This is a genomic window from Sphingobacterium lactis (assembly GCF_051951495.1).
GTDB classification, from domain to species: domain Bacteria; phylum Bacteroidota; class Bacteroidia; order Sphingobacteriales; family Sphingobacteriaceae; genus Sphingobacterium; species Sphingobacterium lactis_A.
Genome location: NZ_JBNHAS010000002.1, coordinates 354,580 through 373,077 on the forward strand (window position 1 = coordinate 354,580; position 18,498 = coordinate 373,077).

Annotated in this window: 11 protein-coding genes and 2 tRNA genes; 12 read left to right on the forward strand and 1 reads right to left on the reverse strand. The window is 38.2% G+C overall.

Annotated features, from left to right (window positions below; all coding sequences use genetic code 11):
- Positions 1–191: 191 nt before the first annotated feature.
- From ACP6L2_RS09210 to ACP6L2_RS09220, 3 genes are all read left to right on the forward strand, one after another.
- Complete coding sequence (locus ACP6L2_RS09210) at positions 192–809, forward strand: penicillin-binding protein activator LpoB (RefSeq protein WP_440508935.1); 618 nt, start codon at positions 192–194, stop codon at positions 807–809.
- Positions 810–887: 78 nt separating this feature from the next.
- Positions 888–3,056 (forward strand): COG3014 family protein, encoded by a 2,169-nt coding sequence (locus tag ACP6L2_RS09215; protein WP_440508936.1) that lies wholly within the window; start codon positions 888–890, stop codon positions 3,054–3,056.
- A gap of 13 nt (positions 3,057–3,069) precedes the next feature.
- On the forward strand, positions 3,070–3,465 hold the full coding sequence (locus ACP6L2_RS09220) for a hypothetical protein (protein ID WP_440508937.1): 396 nt from the start codon (positions 3,070–3,072) through the stop codon (positions 3,463–3,465).
- 82 nt (positions 3,466–3,547) lie between these two features.
- On the opposite strand, the gene era is transcribed toward ACP6L2_RS09220, so the two are convergent.
- Positions 3,548–4,426 (reverse strand): GTPase Era, encoded by an 879-nt coding sequence (gene era, locus ACP6L2_RS09225; protein ID WP_344673126.1) that lies wholly within the window; start codon positions 4,424–4,426, stop codon positions 3,548–3,550.
- A 112-nt stretch (positions 4,427–4,538) separates the two neighbouring features.
- On the opposite strand from era, the gene ACP6L2_RS09230 reads away from it, so the two are divergent.
- The 9 genes from ACP6L2_RS09230 (at position 4,539) to ACP6L2_RS09270 (ending at position 18,449) form a co-directional block, all read left to right on the forward strand.
- Positions 4,539–4,611 (forward strand) — tRNA-Met (locus ACP6L2_RS09230).
- A 53-nt stretch (positions 4,612–4,664) separates the two neighbouring features.
- Positions 4,665–4,737: transfer RNA gene (locus ACP6L2_RS09235), tRNA-Met, on the forward strand.
- A 322-nt stretch (positions 4,738–5,059) separates the two neighbouring features.
- On the forward strand, positions 5,060–6,121 hold the full coding sequence (locus ACP6L2_RS09240) for an efflux RND transporter periplasmic adaptor subunit (RefSeq protein WP_440508938.1): 1,062 nt from the start codon (positions 5,060–5,062) through the stop codon (positions 6,119–6,121).
- A gap of 13 nt (positions 6,122–6,134) precedes the next feature.
- Entirely contained in the window at positions 6,135–9,212 is a 3,078-nt protein-coding gene (locus ACP6L2_RS09245; protein WP_440508939.1) for an efflux RND transporter permease subunit, read from the forward strand.
- Position 9,213: 1 nt separating this feature from the next.
- Complete coding sequence (locus ACP6L2_RS09250; RefSeq protein WP_440508940.1) at positions 9,214–10,515, forward strand: TolC family protein; 1,302 nt, start codon at positions 9,214–9,216, stop codon at positions 10,513–10,515.
- A gap of 269 nt (positions 10,516–10,784) precedes the next feature.
- Entirely contained in the window at positions 10,785–12,191 is a 1,407-nt protein-coding gene (locus tag ACP6L2_RS09255) for a Gfo/Idh/MocA family protein (RefSeq protein WP_440508941.1), read from the forward strand.
- Positions 12,192–12,305: 114 nt separating this feature from the next.
- The gene (locus ACP6L2_RS09260) at positions 12,306–13,394 is read left to right on the forward strand and encodes a formylglycine-generating enzyme family protein (protein WP_440508942.1); all 1,089 of its coding nucleotides are present in this window, start codon (positions 12,306–12,308) and stop codon (positions 13,392–13,394) included.
- Positions 13,395–13,864: 470 nt separating this feature from the next.
- Positions 13,865–16,984 carry a SusC/RagA family TonB-linked outer membrane protein gene (locus ACP6L2_RS09265; RefSeq protein ID WP_440508943.1) on the forward strand — a complete coding sequence of 1,040 codons (3,120 nt, stop codon included), beginning with the start codon at positions 13,865–13,867 and terminating at the stop codon, positions 16,982–16,984.
- 13 nt (positions 16,985–16,997) lie between these two features.
- A complete protein-coding gene (locus tag ACP6L2_RS09270) occupies positions 16,998–18,449 on the forward strand; it encodes a RagB/SusD family nutrient uptake outer membrane protein (RefSeq protein ID WP_440508944.1) in 1,452 nt (483 codons plus the stop codon).
- Positions 18,450–18,498: the final 49 nt, after the last annotated feature.

Sequence of the window (18,498 nt, forward strand, 5' to 3'; positions counted from 1 at the left end):
ATCTAATAGCGCATCGGTCTAATAGGACATAATTATCGCTAAAAACACATTCCTTAAGTAAGCCTTAATTTCCATTAAAAGGCGTTTAGATAATTTTTCAACCATTAATTCGGTAAAAAATACCCTAAATGCGGTATTTTTTTCTGACCAACATTGATTTAGTTTTGACTAACAAATCAATTATTAAAAAAATGAAAGAATACATCATGAGAGGTGTGACCTATACCTCATTAGCATTACTGTTAATTTTATTTTCAGTTTCTTGTAAAACTCCGCATGTTCAACGCATGGCTGAGGATTCCGTAACGGATTTAAGTGGACGTTGGAATGAAACAGATTCTCGTGTTACTGCTGAAGAGATTTCCAATGAGTTGGCAGCTCATCCATGGTACAATACTTTTGCCTCACAGAATAATGGGAAAAAGCCAGTAATTATTGTTGGCATGGTAACAAATAAATCGCATGAGCATATTCCAACGGAGACTTTCTCTTTAGACATTGAGAAGAGTATGATCAACTCCGGACGCATGTCTGTTGTTCAAGGTGGTTCTAAACGTGAGGAATTGCGTGCTGAGCGTGCCGATCAACAAAACAATGCTTCTGTCGGTACGATGAAGGCTTTCGGTTTAGAGCGTGGTGCAGATTTTATGCTGCAGGGGACCATCAATTCCATTGTTGATCAATATGGAAAAGAAAAAACCATTTATTATCAAATCAATTTAGAGCTTACGCATTTGCAAAGCAATGACAAGGTATGGATCGGGGATAAGAAGATCAAGAAATACCTTGGAAACAAGCGTCTAAAATAAACTAGTCCAAACCAATCATGCCCTTGTAACGCCTTAGAATTAAGGCGTAAGGGCTCATATTAACCTAATATTATTGAAATGAAAACGATAAAGAACATGACTTTTCTTTTCGTTGCCGGCATACTCGTCCTATATTTAGGGTCATGTGCCACTGCGGGAAGATATCAAGACAAAAACCAAGAGGTTTTTGCGCAAATGGAATTTTCTAATTTCCAAGCAGCATCCTTAAGTCTGGATGCCATGAGCTTCTTCCAAAAAGACAGAAATAAACTGCTGTACTTTATGGAAAAGGGGAAATTGGAACATATGCTTGGTAATTTTGCTCGAAGTAATTCCTTCTTTGAGCAAGCATACATTCTACTCGATGATGGAATAAAGAACTCCGTAGGGACATCTATTGTATCGAATCTAACTAATCCGATGATGGAGAAATACAAAGGGGAGGACTTTGAAAAAGTATTGATCCATTACTATAAAGCTTTGAATTTTTATCAATTAGGAAAAGCAGATACGGCACTAATTGAAGCTAAACGAATCAATATTAAGCTCAATGAATTGAATGATAAGTATCCTGATAATAAAAACAAGTATCAGTACGATGCCTTTGCTCAAATTCTTCAAGGTATAATCTATGAGTCTTTGAGTCAGACGAATGATGCTTTTATAGCTTATCGGAATGCCGAGAAAATCTACGATGATAACGGAGGGATTTACATGGGGGTAGCAACGCCATTGCAACTGAAGAAGGATTTATTGCGGACTTCGAAGGTTTTAGGTTTTACACAAGAGCATAAGGATTATTTGAAAAAATATCCGAATACTCCAGTAGAAACCATTAAAAATTCAGCAATCGTATTCTGGGAGAATGGCTTAGGGCCGAAGAAAAGCCAAATGAAATTGTCGGCAAATGGTGTCTTAGGGACCTTTGTTGGTACATATAGTGACGATGACACACAGATTATCTTACCAATTCCGGCTGGATTAAACATCGGAATCAATGTTGTAGCATTTCCGGAATATATAAAAGGTACGCCTGCTTTTCAAAAAGCAAGCTTACAAATTGACGGAAGGGAGCAATACTTTGAAGTTTCCCAAGATTTAACGGCTATTGCTAAGCAGTGTTTGAAAGACCGTGCCTTTCGGGAGGCTTTAAAGACTGCAGCACGTTTTGCCTCTAAAAAAGCAGTATCCTTTGGTTTTAAAAAACTAGCAGGACATTTGGGTGGTGGCTTAGCGGAAGATTTAGTGGGTTTAGGTACTGATGCTCTAGGTGCGGCAACCGAAAAAGCAGATACTAGGAACTGGCAGAGCCTTCCAGCAACAATCTCTTATACTAGAGTAGCTCTTCCTGAAAAAGGAGAAAAGAAAATCCCGATGACCAAATATGGAAGTCAGACCGTTGTCGATACGATTATCCTGAAGGCATCCGATAGAATGCAAATTGTCTCGTTGTTTGATATTAACAATTCAGCGATGGGTGGTTCGAATATTGTTCAAGGGAATGCTGTTGCAGGTACGACTACGGTTAGTGGGAATACGATTACAGCAGGCGACAATACAGTAGCATTAATTGCAGCTGGCCTAAAAGCGAAACAACCACTGCCTTCTAATGCCGGAAAAGGAAGTTTATTAGCCCAATTGTCAGGAGATAACTCTCAAATTGCTAAACAAGAAGCTCCTTCAACAACTTATGGGACAGGAGGGATTGGCTTGGCATTTGGTTTGGGGGTATTAGAAGAGGATGGAATTGGCTCTGTTGGCGATTATGGTATGCCCACTTTCCAATTGGATTACACTGGTTTAAAAAATCATTTAAACGGTAAGTTTGCTCATGGTCCAAGTATTAGCCTAGATTACTATTATAGTTCGGATGATCTATTTGAGGATAGCTTTGCTGTATTGGATTTTACTGTTGGATATGGAATAAGAAAATATTTCAGTTCTAAACAAGATCGTTTATCAGGTTTTTACCTTACGGCTATCCCTACTATAGGTATCAACTTCTTGGAAGTGGATGAGTCAAGTGCTACGTATGAATTTTTAAAATTAAAAAACAGCTTTGATGTCAGTCTGAAGACAGGTTTAGGATATGATTTTGCTGTAGGAAATGCCAAAAAAGACAGGATAGGTATTGTTGTTATGTTTGGGATAGGTTTTTTAAATCGTAATATGAGCGAGTTTAAAGAAGATATGCCAATTAAGTCTGCATTTATGGGAACTAGATTAACCTATGAGTTTGGTAATTAATTAGAATATAGTAATGAAAAAGATTCTTTGGATATTATTGATTTTCGGATTTCAATTCGCAAATGCACAAGTTGGATCTTGGACCGTTTGGAAACAATCTCCATGTTATCTTAAAATTGAATACCGATATAAATATGTTAAACAACAAGGTGATCGACATGTATGGTTGCTACAGTTTAAGAATAACTATAATAAGTCGGTATATTTTAATTATTCCTTAGCGGGAGAGCAAGAAGAGGAGCAATTGTACCTGGCGAGGAGGAAAAGTATAACTCCAAACCGGAATAGTGATGAAATGGAGTTCTTCACCAATTCAGAAAGATTTGAAATCCAAGTGTCCAATTTGTCCTTCCGACAAGGAGTGACGGACTATGAGCCTTGCGATCAAAATAAACGCTCCAAGGATTAACTCTGGAGCGCATGATTTGTTCTTTTTTTAATTAGGTTGTTGTAAGGTTTTCGGGTGTGCTGATTTTTTCCTAACAAGGATGTTAATCATCATACCCGAACCTTTTTAGGTAATTTTTCTTCGTTCTCCAGTCTGGAATAACCTTGACAAAAAGTTCTAAAAACACTTTACCACCTATAAATTCCTCTATATCCTGACGTGCATAGGTGCCGACTTTTTTAATCATTGCACCTGCCTTACCAATGATAATGTTCTTTTGTGAATCCCTCTCTACAATGATTTCAGCAGAAATACGTGTCAAATTTCCTTCTTCTTTGAATGCTGTGATAATGACCTCTGTACTGTAAGGAATCTCTTTTTCATAAAGCTTAAAGACCTTTTCACGGATAATCTCCGAAACAAAGAAACGCATGTTCTTGTCCGTTAATTCATCCTTTTCATAATAAGGTGGATGAACAGGAAGTTTATCCTTGATGTAATTCATGATCGACTCCACATTATATCCTAATAATGCCGATATTGGGAAGATAATATCAGGATTTATCTTTTCCTTCCAGAACTCAATTTTTGCTTTTACTTCTTCTTCAGAAGATTTATCTACTTTATTAATAATGACTGCTACTGGAGATTGCGTGGTTCTCAATTTTTCAATAACATCATTTTCATCGTATTTTTCATTAATATCTGTAACAAATAAAAGAATGTCGGCATCGATAATGGAGCCAAGTACAAAATTCATCATCGATTCTTGCAAGGAATAGTTGGGTTTTATAACTCCAGGGGTGTCTGAGAAAACGATTTGAAGGTCATCTTCATTGACAATACCGATAATCCGGTGTCTGGTCGTTTGTGCCTTAGGGGTGATGATAGACATCTTTTCACCCACTAAAGCGTTCATTAGCGTGGACTTACCAGCGTTTGGTTTTCCAATGATACTTACGAATCCTGCTTTATGTGACATTATTTTATATTTTATTTGGAATACAAAGAAACAAATAATATCTTTGTACTCCAATTCGGAGATAATATAATCTGCTCTAGAATGTGTTAGAGCGACGATTTTGAAAATATATTGCGGGGTGGAGCAGTTGGTAGCTCGTCGGGCTCATAACCCGAAGGTCATCAGTTCGAGTCTGGTCCCCGCTACTAAAAACCGGGTTAAACGCGATGTTTAACCCAAAAGACATTTGAAAATACATTGCGGGGTGGAGCAGTTGGTAGCTCGTCGGGCTCATAACCCGAAGGTCATCAGTTCGAGTCTGGTCCCCGCTACTACAAAGGTTTCTATGGCAACATGGAGACCTTTTCTTTTTTTATACCACCTACAATTTATAACTACCCCTAAACTTCCTTTAGTTTTCGCATTTTAAAATCATTTAAGCTTATTCTTGCTCAAGAATCAAATAATCCATTGAATTGGTCGAGTTTTCCTTTTGCTTATATTGTGTTATTATCTACTGGTTTTCAATGTTTTAATGTGTTGGTTAGCCTATGTATAATAACATTATTACAGAATGATGTCTCTTTTTTTTCTAAATTTCAATTCATTATCTAAGACGCCATAAATTTACTTGCACGTAAGTGCTCAAAATACATGAAAAGAAGATCAGTTATCTTATTAGTCATTGCACTAGCTATTGTCATCGGTTTGATCGGGTATCGAATCTTTACGAATCAGAAGAAAGAAGCCAAGCAGAAAGGACCATCGGGTGCTCGTTCAGCAGCTAAAGTGTATGGTATGGTCATCCAAGGTCAGCCATTTTCTGATTTTTTATCGCTATCGGGTTCCATTGAGGCCGATGAACAGATTGAATTACATTCGGAGATTTCGGGAATTGTAGAGTCGATTAATTTTTCCGAAGGTTCCAGAGTTGGTCAAGGGCAAATGCTAATTCGCATTAACGATGCTGAATTACAAGCGCAGCTTTCACAGGCTATGACGCGTAATAATTTAGCAGCCGAAAACGAGCGTAGAGCAAAGCTCTTGTTAGAAAAAGAAGCCATTAGTCAAGAAGAATACGATATAGCAAGTGCGGATTTTCGTACTGCACAGTCCCAAATACAATTAATCCGCGCACAATTAAGTAAAACGGTTATTCGTGCTCCATTTTCAGGGACTATTGGTTTAAGAAACATTTCAAAAGGAAGTTATGTTACGCCGGCTACCATTATTGCGCAGTTGGTCAACACCAATAGATTGAAAGTTTCCTTTTCCATTCCTGAAAAATATGCCAATAAAGTAAGTGTAAATAATCAAATCAAATTTAACGTTCAAGGTGTTGAGGGAGAATTTACGGCTAAGATTTATGCCACAGAGCCATCTGTAGAAATGAATACGAGAACGCTTTTGGTGAAAGCAATAACGCCAAATCCAAATGCGAAGCTTATTCCAGGAACTTTTGCCAACATTATCTTTCCATTGGAAACACTAGAAAATGGTTTGCTGGTTCCAGCAGAAGCACTGATTCCCATTCAGAATGGTAAGAAGGTTTTTGTCATGAGAAACAAAAAAACAAAAGAAGTTTTAGTGGAAACAGGAGCTAGAACAGATTCAGCCGTATTGATTACTTCTGGGCTCATCGCAGGAGATACGGTGCTGACCTCAGGCGTAATGTCATTGCGTGATGGTTCGCCAGTTCAAGTTACCTTACGTTAATTAAAGAATAATAATGAGTTTATCGACCCTCAGTATAAAACGACCGGTTCTAACAATTGTCATGAACCTGATGCTGATACTATTTGGTATCATCGGTTATACCTTTTTGGGTATTCGTGAATTTCCTTCAATTGACCCGGCACAGATTTCCGTTAGAACAAATTATGCAGGCGCAAATGCCGATATTATTGAATCGCAGATTACAGAACCTTTAGAGAAGGCCATCAACTCTATTGATGGTATTCGTAATATTTCGTCTTCCAGCAATCAGGGTTCCAGTAACATCAACATCGAATTTAATTTAGGTAAGAACCTGGAAGAGGCGGCGAACGATGTTCGTGATAAAGTATCGCAAGCACAACGAAGCCTTCCTCAAGATATTGATGCTCCACCAGTTGTGTCCAAAGCGGATGCTGATTCGGAGCCCATTATTACCATGACCTTGCAAAGTTCCACTAAAAATGTCTTGGAACTATCTGATTATGCAGAAAACGTTATTGCACAACGCTTGCAAACCATTCCTGGGGTAAGTTCGGTTCAGATATGGGGGCAGAAGAAATATGCCATGCGCCTGTGGATAGATCCTGTGAAATTGGCATCCTACGGTTTAACGGTGATGGATGTCCGAGCCGCATTAAATACACAGAACGTAGAATTGCCTTCAGGTAAACTGACGGGTGCCAATACAGAGTTGGCTATTAAAACCATTGGTAATCTTGCAACAGAGGAACAGTTTAGTCAAATCATTATACGTTCGGATAATAATCGTACGATTCGCTTCTCCGATGTTGGGAAAGCAGCTTTAGAAGCCGAAAACTTTGAGACCAAGATGTCGGATTCAGGCTTCCCTATGGTCAGTTTGGCCATTATTCCACAGCCTGGAACAAACTATCTGGATATTGCCGATAAGTTTTATACGGAATATGAAAAGCTCTCTAATGAGCTTCCGGAAGGTTTTGATATCAATATCGCTATTGATAATACGCAATTCGTAAAAAAAGCCGTATTAGAAGTTGTCGAGACTTTGTTGATTGCCATCGTCTTGGTGGTATTGATCATCTATTTGTTTTTCAGAAATTGGTCCATTGCATTCCGACCTTTAATCGATATTCCTGTTTCCTTAATTGCCACATTCTTTATCATGTATCTATGTGGCTTCTCCATCAACGTATTGACCTTGCTGGCCATTGTACTGGCAACTGGTTTGGTGGTAGATGATGGTATTGTAGTAACCGAGAATATCTTTAAAAAGGTAGAAGAGGGGATGTCACCCATACAAGCTGCAATCAAAGGGTCTAATGAGATATTCTTTGCTGTTATCTCCATTTCTGTAACCTTGGCGGCTGTATTTTTACCTGTTATCTTCTTAGAAGGCTTTGTTGGTCGACTATTCCGAGAGTTTGGTGTCGTCATAGGGGCTGCGGTATTGATATCGGCCTTTGTCTCGCTGACTTTGACGCCTATGTTGAATGCCTATTTGATGAAAGGTGGGGAGCAAAAGCATTCGAAGTTCTATGTGCGTACGGAGAAATACTTTGAAATGATGAATAAAGATTATGCATCAGCACTCAAAGGATTTTTAAAACATAAATGGTATAGCTTTGCAACCATTATTGGCTGTTTCGGATTGATCTTCTTTTTCTATCAGGTACTACCTAAAGAAACAGCACCTTACGATGACAGGAGTTACATCAGTCTCCGTGCGACTGCCCCAGAAGGGGTTTCCTACGATTATATGGACAGGTTTATGAATGAACTAACCATGCTCATCAATGACTCTGTTCCTGAGAAGAAAGTATCCTTGGTGATTACCTCTCCTGGATTTGGATCAGCATCTTCGAATAGTGGTTTTGTGCGTTTAGGACTTGTTCAGCCAAATGAACGCGAGCGTTCTCAGGCAGAGATTGCAGATCATCTTTCTAAATTAACCAGACAGTTTTCTGAAGCTCGCGTAGCTGTATCTCAACAGCCTACTATCTCAGTAAATAGAAGAGGGGGGATGCCTATTCAGTATATTATTCAGGCACCAAATTTTCAGAAGCTAGAGGAGAAGATTCCGGAGTTTATGGATGAGCTTTCTAAAAACCCTACATTCTCTATTTCTGATGTGAATTTGAAGTTTAATAAGCCAGAGGTCTATGTGACTATTGACCGTGAAAAGGCCGAATCATTGGGTGTATCTGTCTTAGATGTAGCACAAACTTTGCAAATGTCTTTGTCGGGTCAGCGTTTTGGTTATTTTATGATGAATGGAAAGCAGTATCAGATTATGGGCCAATTTGACCGTAAGGACCGTGCGACGCCAATGGATCTAGCTTCCATTTATGCAAAGAATAGCCGTGGTGAATTAATTCAATTGGATAATATCGTTACGTTGGAAGAACGTAGTAGCCCTCCGCAGTTGTACCATAACAATCGATACATGTCCGCAACAGTTTCTGCAGGGTTAGCTCCGGGTAAGAGTATGGGTGATGGAATTGCTGCCATGGAAGCTATCAAAGAAAAGGTGCTTGATGATACCTTTACTACAGACCTAGGTGGTGAATCTCGAGATTTCGTGGAGAGTGGATCCAATACCATGTTTGCATTTGGTTTAGCTGTTCTATTGATCTTCTTGATTCTAGCAGCTCAATTTGAAAGTTTTATAGATCCAATCATCATCATTATTACTGTTCCGATGGCTGTGGCAGGAGCATTGTTCTCCTTGTGGTTATTTGGACAGTCTTGGAATATCTTTAGTCAGATTGGTACCATCATGCTGATTGGATTGGTAACGAAGAATGGTATTTTAATTGTAGAATTTGCGAATCAATTGCGGGAACAAGGAATGTCGAAATACGATGCTGTGGTACATGCATCTGAAGCGCGTTTAAGACCGATCTTAATGACTTCATTGGCCATTGGATTTGGTGCTTTGCCTATTGCGATGTCCTTAGGAGCCGCATCAACCAGTAGAGTAGGTATGGGTGTTGTGATTGTAGGAGGAACCTTGTTCGCATTGATATTAACCTTATTTGTTATTCCCGCATTCTATTTAATGATGTCGCGTAAAAAGAATAAAAATCCAGAGTTGGAGAATATTGAAGAATAATATGAAAAAAGCTATACTATTTTTCTTACTTATTGGGCTCTGGACAGTATCCAAAGCACAGGGCCTTTTAACCGCTAAACAGGCAGTAGAGATTGCTTTAGAAAACAATTTTGAAATTAAGCTTTCGCAGAATGACCTTAAAATTGCTACTGAGAATGTAAGCTATGGAAATGCAGGTATGCTACCTACTGCTACAGCCAACTTTTCTCAGAGCAACAGTGTACAAAACTCCAAGCAGACTCAAACGACAGGAGAGGAACGCTCTTTGCGTAATGCCAAGAACAATAATCTTTCGGTAGGTGTGAGTTTAGGCTGGACCATTTTTGATGGACTAGGCATGTTTGCACGCTATGATCAATTGAAAGAATTGCAAAAGCAAGGTGAATTTGAATTGAAAAAGACTGTTTTAAATCGGGTTTCTGAAGTTATATCGACTTATTTTACCATTGTAGAACAACAAAATCTTTTGTTAGCTATCGATTCCAGTATCAACATTTCAAAGGAAAGGTTGAAGACTGCAGAGAATAGATTTTCCATAGGTAAAGCTTCGCGATTGGAGGTGTTGAATGTGCAAGTCAATTTGAATGAAGATGAATCAAGCCGCTTGAGACAGGCTAATGTGGTCAAGAATCTTAAAATAACCTTAAACAGTTTAATGGCTCGAGAGCTTGACATTGAATTTGAAGTTGAGCCGGAAGTGGAATATGATGATACCCTTTTGATTGATGATTTGATGGAAAAGGCGCAGCATTATAATCCGGATCTGCAAATGATTGCCATCAATAAGCGACTTGCCGAATTGGAGCTTAAACGCATTAAAGCTGGTCGATATCCGGTTGTGCGCTTGACAACAGGTTATAATGTGTCGCAATCGGAGTCTAGCTTAGGTTTCGTGTCCAGTTCCAATGCTCGAGGTTTAAACTATGGAATTACAGCATCCATGAATCTATTTGATGGTTTTAATCAGCGAAGGAATGAAAGGAATGCCAAAACGCAAATTGAAAGTGCAGACCTGTTAATTCAACAACAACAATTAAATGTGCGTACCGCTATTTCAACAGCTTTCCAGACTTACCAAACGAATCTATCTTTGGCTAGGTTGGAGGAAAACAATGCGGATATCGCCAGACAGAATTTAAATATTACCCTAGCAAAATATAAGATAGGATCTATTAGTGCTGTGGAGTTTCGTGATGCACAGGAAAACTTCATCAATGCGGTATCTAGATTCAATTCTGCCCGTTTGCAAGCTAAGCTTTCAGAGTTACAATTGAAGGAAATTATCGGAAATATAGACCTTTAAGTAATTTGTCTCAAGAAAATGACAGAAAAACAATCGGTTGTGTAAATTGAACAAACGTTTGCATTTCTAAATCATTTTTGAATTACTAAAATTCGTTTTATACTTGTATTAGGGGATTGATAATCAAGCTCCTCGACCAAATTATGATTTCTATAATTTGATAGTTTTCAAAATTCGACTGTTTAGTTTGTTTTAAAATAGGTGATTTATTGGGGGACTATTTGTCCCCCTTAATTTTGTAACTTAGTTTCTTTATTATTATATACACTATGAATAACTCCCGAAGAGATTTTTTGAAAAAGGCTGGTGTGCTATCCAGTGTTGCGATAACATTACCGTCTTTACAAAATGAGGTTCTTGCAGCTCCAGGTTTTAATATGTCTGGTTTTGCAGCCCCAAAGATTGACAAAGTTAAAGTAGCGATTATCGGTTTAGGAATGCGTGGTCCAGGTGCTGTTGACCGTATTTCTTACATTGAAGGTGCTGAAATTGTAGCTCTTTGTGATAAACACGCTGACCGTGTAACTAAAGCTCAAGGTATTTTAACTAAAAAAGGCCTTAAAGAAGCTAAAGCTTACTCGGGTGAAGATGGTTGGAGAACCATGCTTAAAAACGAAGAACTTGATTTAGTATATATCTGTACACCTTGGGAATACCATGCGCCAATGGCTATTGAAGCCATGAAGTCTGGTGCTCACGCGGCTACTGAGGTGCCTATTGGGTTAACTGTTAAAGAAATCTGGGAAGTAGTAAAAACTTCTGAAGCAACAAAAAAACATTGTATGATGTTGGAGAACTGTTGTTATGATTTCTTCGAAATGTTAACTCTGAACATGGCTCGTCAAGGTATGTTTGGTGAATTAGTGCATGCAGAAGGTGCTTATATCCACGATCTATTGAGCTTAAACTTCAATAAAAATGGATATGATAACATGTGGAGACTTCGTGAAAACATTAAAATGAACGGAAACCTTTACCCAACACATGGTATTGGCCCAATCGCTCAATGTTTGAACATCAACTATGGTGACCGCATGACGCATTTAGTAGCTATGCAATCCAATGACTTCATGATGGGTGATAAAGCAGTAGAATTAGCTGCTAAGGATTCTTTCTTCCAAGAGTTTGTTGGAAAAAGATACAGAGGTAACATGGATACAACTTTGATCAGAACTGAAAAAGGAAAGACAATGATGATCCAACATGATGTTACTTCTCCTAGACCTTATTCTCGTATTCACTTATTAAGTGGTACTAAAGGATTTGCTCAGAAGTACCCGCAAGAAGGCATTGCTTTTGGTCACAGCTACGTGAAACCAGAAGAATTGAAAGCTTTATACGCAAAATATACTCCTGAATTAGTACAATTCATTGGGGAGCAAGCTAAGCAAGTTGGTGGTCACGGTGGTATGGACTTTATGATGGACTGGAGATTAATCGACTGTCTACGTAACGGTCTTCCATTGGATCAATCGGTATACGATGGTGCTTCTTGGAGTGCTGTAGTGCCATTGAGCGTACAGTCAGTTGCTAAAAACTCCAGAACTATTGATTTCCCTGACTTTACAAAAGGTGCTTGGAAAACCAATAAACCACACGAAATGGGACTGAATGGCGGTGGAAATACTAAAATCCGTGCTAAAGTAGGTTCTAAAAATTTACAATTAGACGTATAATTTAGAATACATTATAATTTTATTAGGGCTGTCCTCCAAAGGGACAGCCCTTTATTATGATTGTTACATCCGTTTTTTTATTTCTTGATATTTTTTTCCTAATATCGTTATGAAATGAAAAATCTAAACCTCCTTATTATTCTTGCTTTATCCCTTCAAGCATGTCAATCTACCGCACAAAAGCAGCAGCAAGAAAATATATTGTCCATGGACTCGGGTGCCATGTGTCATAATTCGGCTATTCCTTCCAGATTTGCTGCCCTTGAGAAATCAAATGATTCTATTCAGTACATTAAAGGACAAGATCAAGCAGAAATGGTATTAATACCTGCAGGGTCATTTCAAATGGGATCTACAAATTTTGAGGACGCCCAACCTCTTCATCAAGTGAAAGTGAATACATTCTATATGGATGCTCATGAAGTGACAAATGCACAGTTTGCTGAGTTTGTTAAAGCGACAGGCTATAAGACAGTGGCAGAAAGAGAACTAGATCCAAAGGATTTCCCAGGTGCAGACCCAGCTTTATTGGTGCCAGGATCAGCAGTGTTCTCCGCTCCTAAGAACGTTCAGAATCTTCAGAACCATTTACAATGGTGGGAATATATCCCCGGTGCAAATTGGCGCCATCCTGAAGGTCCTAATAGCCAAATAAAAGGAAAAGAAAATCATCCTGTGACTCAAGTGGCTTATCAAGACGCAGAAGCTTATGCGAAGTGGGCAGGAAAGCGTCTGCCAACAGAAGCTGAATGGGAGTTTGCAGCAAAAGCTGGTAAGCATCAATCAGAAACCTATTATTGGGGTTCAGAGAAACTAGAAGATGGAAAATGGCTTGCAAATATTTATCAGGGTCAATTTCCAACTAAGAACAGCAAAGAGGATGGTTTTGAAACAACTGCTCCTGTAAAGTCCTTTCCAGCAAATGCCTATGGCTTATACGATATGGAAGGTAATGTGTGGGAATGGTGTTCTGATTATTATCGCCCAGATTATTATCAGCATAGCCCTAAAGATAATCCTAAAGGCCCCAACGATTCTTATGATCCTCAAGAGCCAGGAACAGTAAAACGTGTACAACGCGGAGGCTCTTTCTTGTGCAATGATCAATATTGCGAGCGTTATAAAGCCGGAAGTCGGGGTAAAGGTGAAATCAATTCACCGACAAATAATGTAGGCTTCCGTTGTGTAAAGGACGTGAAATAATATTACGATCTTAATTGAATTTTATATAGGAGGTAAACAAAGCTTTTTTGTTTACCTTTTTTATTTTTTATCGCCCTATTTATTCTCCTTTTTTCTAAAGAATAACTTTTCTTGGTTTTTCTGGGCTGTAGGTTCATTATTCTTTGTTTTTAATTTTTTTAACCAGAATTTGATTTGACAACAAGTCCTGTTTGTTGAAAATCTTTAAAATAGATTTTTGGTTTATTAAATTTCTAAATAAATACTAATTATGTTGGTTTTTGACAATATAAATCAATGTTTAGAGGTTAAAGTTTAATATTCTATTGTATTATTTTAAAAATATTTCTTTTTGTCGTTAATAATTATAATATTTAACCTGTAAATAATCATAATTCGATAAATCTCTCCGTATTATCATTTTATGGCAACCATTTATATTTTAACTAAACAAAACTATGATGCAAAGATTTATTTTTTACTGTATTGCTATGATATTTTTCATAGGACAAGTTTATGGTCAGAGTAGGCCGGTTTCAGGGATAGTAACCTCCTCTATTGACTCCAAACCCTTGGCGGGTGTTTCTGTCATTGTTCAAGGAACAAGTATAGGAACACAGACTGACCAGGATGGGCGTTATACAATAGATGTCCCTAATAATCAAGCAAGGTTGAGTTTTTCCTACGTAGGTTTTGAGTCACAAAATGTTCTTGTAGGGAATAGGAGTGCCATCAATGTACAGCTTCTATCACAAGGAGAAGCCTTGGATGAAGTGGTGGTAACTGGTTATCTTGTTCAAAGGAAGAAGTCTTTTACAGGGGCCTCTGCAAACGTTTCTGGGGAGAAGGTAGCAGATAGGCCTCTTCAAAGTTTTACACAAGGTTTAACAGGGCAAGCCTCCGGTGTAAATATTGTTCAACCTTCTGGAGTTTTAAATAACCCACCTGTTGTACGTGTAAGAGGGTTAAGTTCCTTATCCTTAAATTCATTTCCTTTGGTAGTCGTAGATGGTATTCCAATTTCAACAGATGATGTTTCAAATACATCTTCGGCAAATAACCCACTAGGTGATATTAACCCTTCTGATATTGAATCTATAGATATTTTGAAGGATGCTGCCTCTACTGCAATTTATGGTTCCCGGGCAGGAGCAGGTGTACTTGTAATTACAACCAAAAGAGGTAAATCGGGTGCAGCCAAATTTAGCTATGACGGCTGGGTGGGAACTTCCTCACCATTAAGGTTGCCTGAGCTATTGAATGCTGAACAGTATGTGAAATTCAAAAATCAAGCAATTGCCAATGCTCGGTTAATTAACCCGAATCTACCCCAAGCTTCTTATCCAAGCACAGGAGGTTTTTTTGAAGATACCGATGAAAACGGAAATAAAATTGACACCCGATGGTATGATTATATTTATCGTTCGGCTGTATCACAAAATCATAACTTAAATGTATCTGGTGGAACGGAGAATACGAAGTATTTCTTCTCTGCCAACCTTTCAGATCAAGAAGGTATCCTTGTGAATAATGACTTTAAAAGAAAAGCCATAAGATCAAATATTGATCATAAAATTTCCGATCGTGTAAATTTTGCTGGATCATTCACCTATACCAATAGTGAAAACTTTTCTCCCAATAGTGGCTCTATCCCTGATGCAGCATTCAATACTTCTGGTTTAGGTCGTATCGCTATGGTGCAAGCACCAAATGTTGCCCCCTTTCTAAAAGATGGTTCCTATAACGTTGTTGGATCGTCTATAGGACCGGGTAAGAATGTGCTTTTGCCAAACTATCCAAATCCTATGCCTATCATTGAAAAGGATAAGGGGTCATCAGAAACCAACCGTATGTTCCTAAATGGAACACTTGGGGTTAATATCATCGATGGCCTGAAATTGAACTCTACTTATACCTTAGATTTAAGAAATGTGGAGAACAAAACTTTCTGGAACCCAATAAACGGAGATGGGTTTAATTATGGAGGATATGCAACTAATAGCAACATGAAGGCAAACAATTGGATTTTGATGAATAACCTAGTCTATACGAAATCCTTTAATGACCATAATTTGGTTTTGCTTGTTGGTCATGAGGCTCAACTCAACAGATTTGAAACTTGGGGAGCGACACGAACAAATCTGACAGATTGGTTCTTTGATCAATTTCAAGGTTCGTATAAAAATAACCAAGAAGGAGCAAATGGAATTGTTGAACAAGCTTTTGAGTCTTATTTAAGCTCCATAAACTACGATTATGCTGGTAAATATTTTATCTCTGCAAATTATAGAAGAGATGGTAATTCAGCCTTGGCAGCAGGTAATCGTTGGGGAGATTTTGGCGGTGCTTCTATTGGTTGGACGCTTAGCAATGAGGAGTTTTTTAAACAGATGAATTCCCAAGATTGGATTAGCAATTTACGTTTCAAGGCAAGTTGGGGTCGAGTTGGAAATGGAAATCTAGGCAATGTGTATGGAACTACCAATCTTTATGGCTCAGGTGTTTATGGTCAGTCTGGTTATGTTGCTTTTGGCCAAGCTGGTAATCGAGATCTAAAATGGGAATCGAGTAGTCAGACAAACGTCGGATTGGATTTAGGACTTTTTAATAATCGACTAACTGCAGAATTCAATTGGTATAATAAAAATATCGATAACATGATTCTTGCTGTTTCCCAAACACTTTCAAAGGGTATACCCGGGAATGCTATCTTACTAAATGTTGGTCAAATGTATAACCGAGGTATTGAGCTAGGTGTTAATTTTCATGTTGTTAAAAGGGATGACTTTAACTGGCATACCAATATTAATTATTCGACCAATAAAAACAAAGTGGTTACCCTTTATGATAAGCGACCAATTATTGCTTCAACTGGTGGACTTGAGACTACCAGTATAACAGAAGAGGGCAAGTCTGCCGCTCAAATTTATGCGGTTAGAACAGATGGTGTGAATCCGGAAAACGGACGTCGAATCATGATTAATAAAAACGGAGAAAGAATACAGTATCAACATTTACCAGGGCCTGGAATGTTCTCCTATTCTTATATGGATGGCACAAGAGCACCTTCAGCAGCTGACCAAGCAGTGGCAGTTGGAAATACTCTTCCTACTTGGTACGGTGGTTTTAATAATAGCTTCCAGTTTAAGGACTTTGACCTCATCATGAACTTCACATATTCTGGAGGAAATTATATCTACAATGGTACACGAGCTGGTTTATTGGATCAACGGATTTGGAATAACTCAGTAGATGTATTGGACGCTTGGACTCCGGAGAATAAAGGCGGTAAGATTCCGAGATCAATCTATGGCGATAATATCTCAAATGGTTCAGCTTATGCCTTGGAGTCAAATGTGGAAAAAGGAGATTTTCTTAGGTTACAGACTTTAACATTGGGCTATAAATTGCCATTAAACTTGATTGAGAGAGCTAAATTCTCTTCGGTTAGATTTTATATGTCTGTAAATAATGCCTTTTTACTAACGAAATACACGGGGGTAGATCCGGAGATTTCTTCTAATGGTAATTCGAATTTAAGCTCAGGTATTGAGCGTAATTCCATGCCTAACGCAAGAACATTCACCTTCGGAATCAATGTTGGACTATAAAAGCTAAATCATCATGAAAACTAATAACAATTATAAAATAATGAAATACTTAACCTTACTTTTTATTGCTACAATAGGGTTGAGTTCCTGTAAAAAGGATTTTTTGAATCGAGAGTCAGTGCTAGAAATTCCCGAAGAAAATATTGGGGAAACTGCACAGCGTATTGAAGGTCAAGTTAATGGGATATATGCTACCGTTAAAAGCGGTACCCTTTATGGAGGGAGAATGTTGATTTACAATGATATCCGAGGCGAAGAGTTTTTAAATCGTGGGCGGAATGGTGTTACTGGATATTCTGTTTACCAGTTTATTAATGATCCTTCCGATTCTTACGTTGCCAATTTTTGGATTTCTGGATACTTGACCATCAATAGGGTAAATATTTTTCTGGAAAATATTGAGAAAGTGAAAGAGGGAGTTCTTACACCTGCCCAAAAAACACAATTTATTGCAGAGGTAAAGTTTGTTCGTGCCATGGCATACTATGCCTTGGTACAGCTATTTGCAAAACCTTATGCCGCAGATAATGGTGCGTCTAAAGGAGTGCCCCTACGTTTACTTCCTGAAAAAACTATTGCAAACAATACCATAGCTAAAGCAACCGTTAAAGAAATCTATGATCAAATCTTAAAGGATTTAACGGATGCTGAAGCGGGGGTACCCAAAAGTTTTAATAGTCAATATTTAGCCTCTACTCGAGCACATACCAATACGGTTATTGCCTTTAAAACAAGAATCTATTTGGCCATGAAGAATTATCCAAAAGTAATCGAGGAAGCTAATAAAATGGTGAAGGATAACCCGCCTTATGAAACCAAAACTGGGGTTTACCATGCCTTGTTAGCAAGACCTGAATCTGTATTTAGGGATAAAATGAATGCTGAACGAATATTAAGCTTTCCTTTCGAGCTAACCAATATTCCGGGAACTCAAAATCAGTTGGCTTATTATTACAATGCTGGAAATGTCGAGTATTATTTAAATAAAGCTGCAGGTGGCATTTATGCAAATCCTAACTGGCCAAATACCGATGCCAGAAAGATTAGTTTAACGGATCCTGATGTGTTTGGTTTTTTAATTATCACCAAATATACAGATGTAGATACTTACTTGGATTGGGCTCCGATTATTCGTTATGCTGAAGTTCTTTTAAATCTTGCAGAGGCAGAAGCTGAAGCAGGTTCACAAGCAAGAGCATTAAGCTTATTAAAGGCTATTCGTCATCGCTCTGACCCAAACTATCAATTCCCTGCATTTGCGAATAAGCAGAGCTTGGTAGATGCCATTTTGTTAGAACGTAGAATTGAATTACTAGGAGAGGGTTTCCGTATTCCGGATTTACAACGTCGCAATAGTCCCATCACTTCTGTAGGGGCTGCTGGTGTAATCGATCCATCTGATGAACAATATGTTTTTCCTGTGCCTTTACGTGAGGTAATTGATAATGTCGATATCAATAAATAATAACGTGATAATTTTTTAGTAACAACAAAGGGGGCTAACGCCCCCTTTG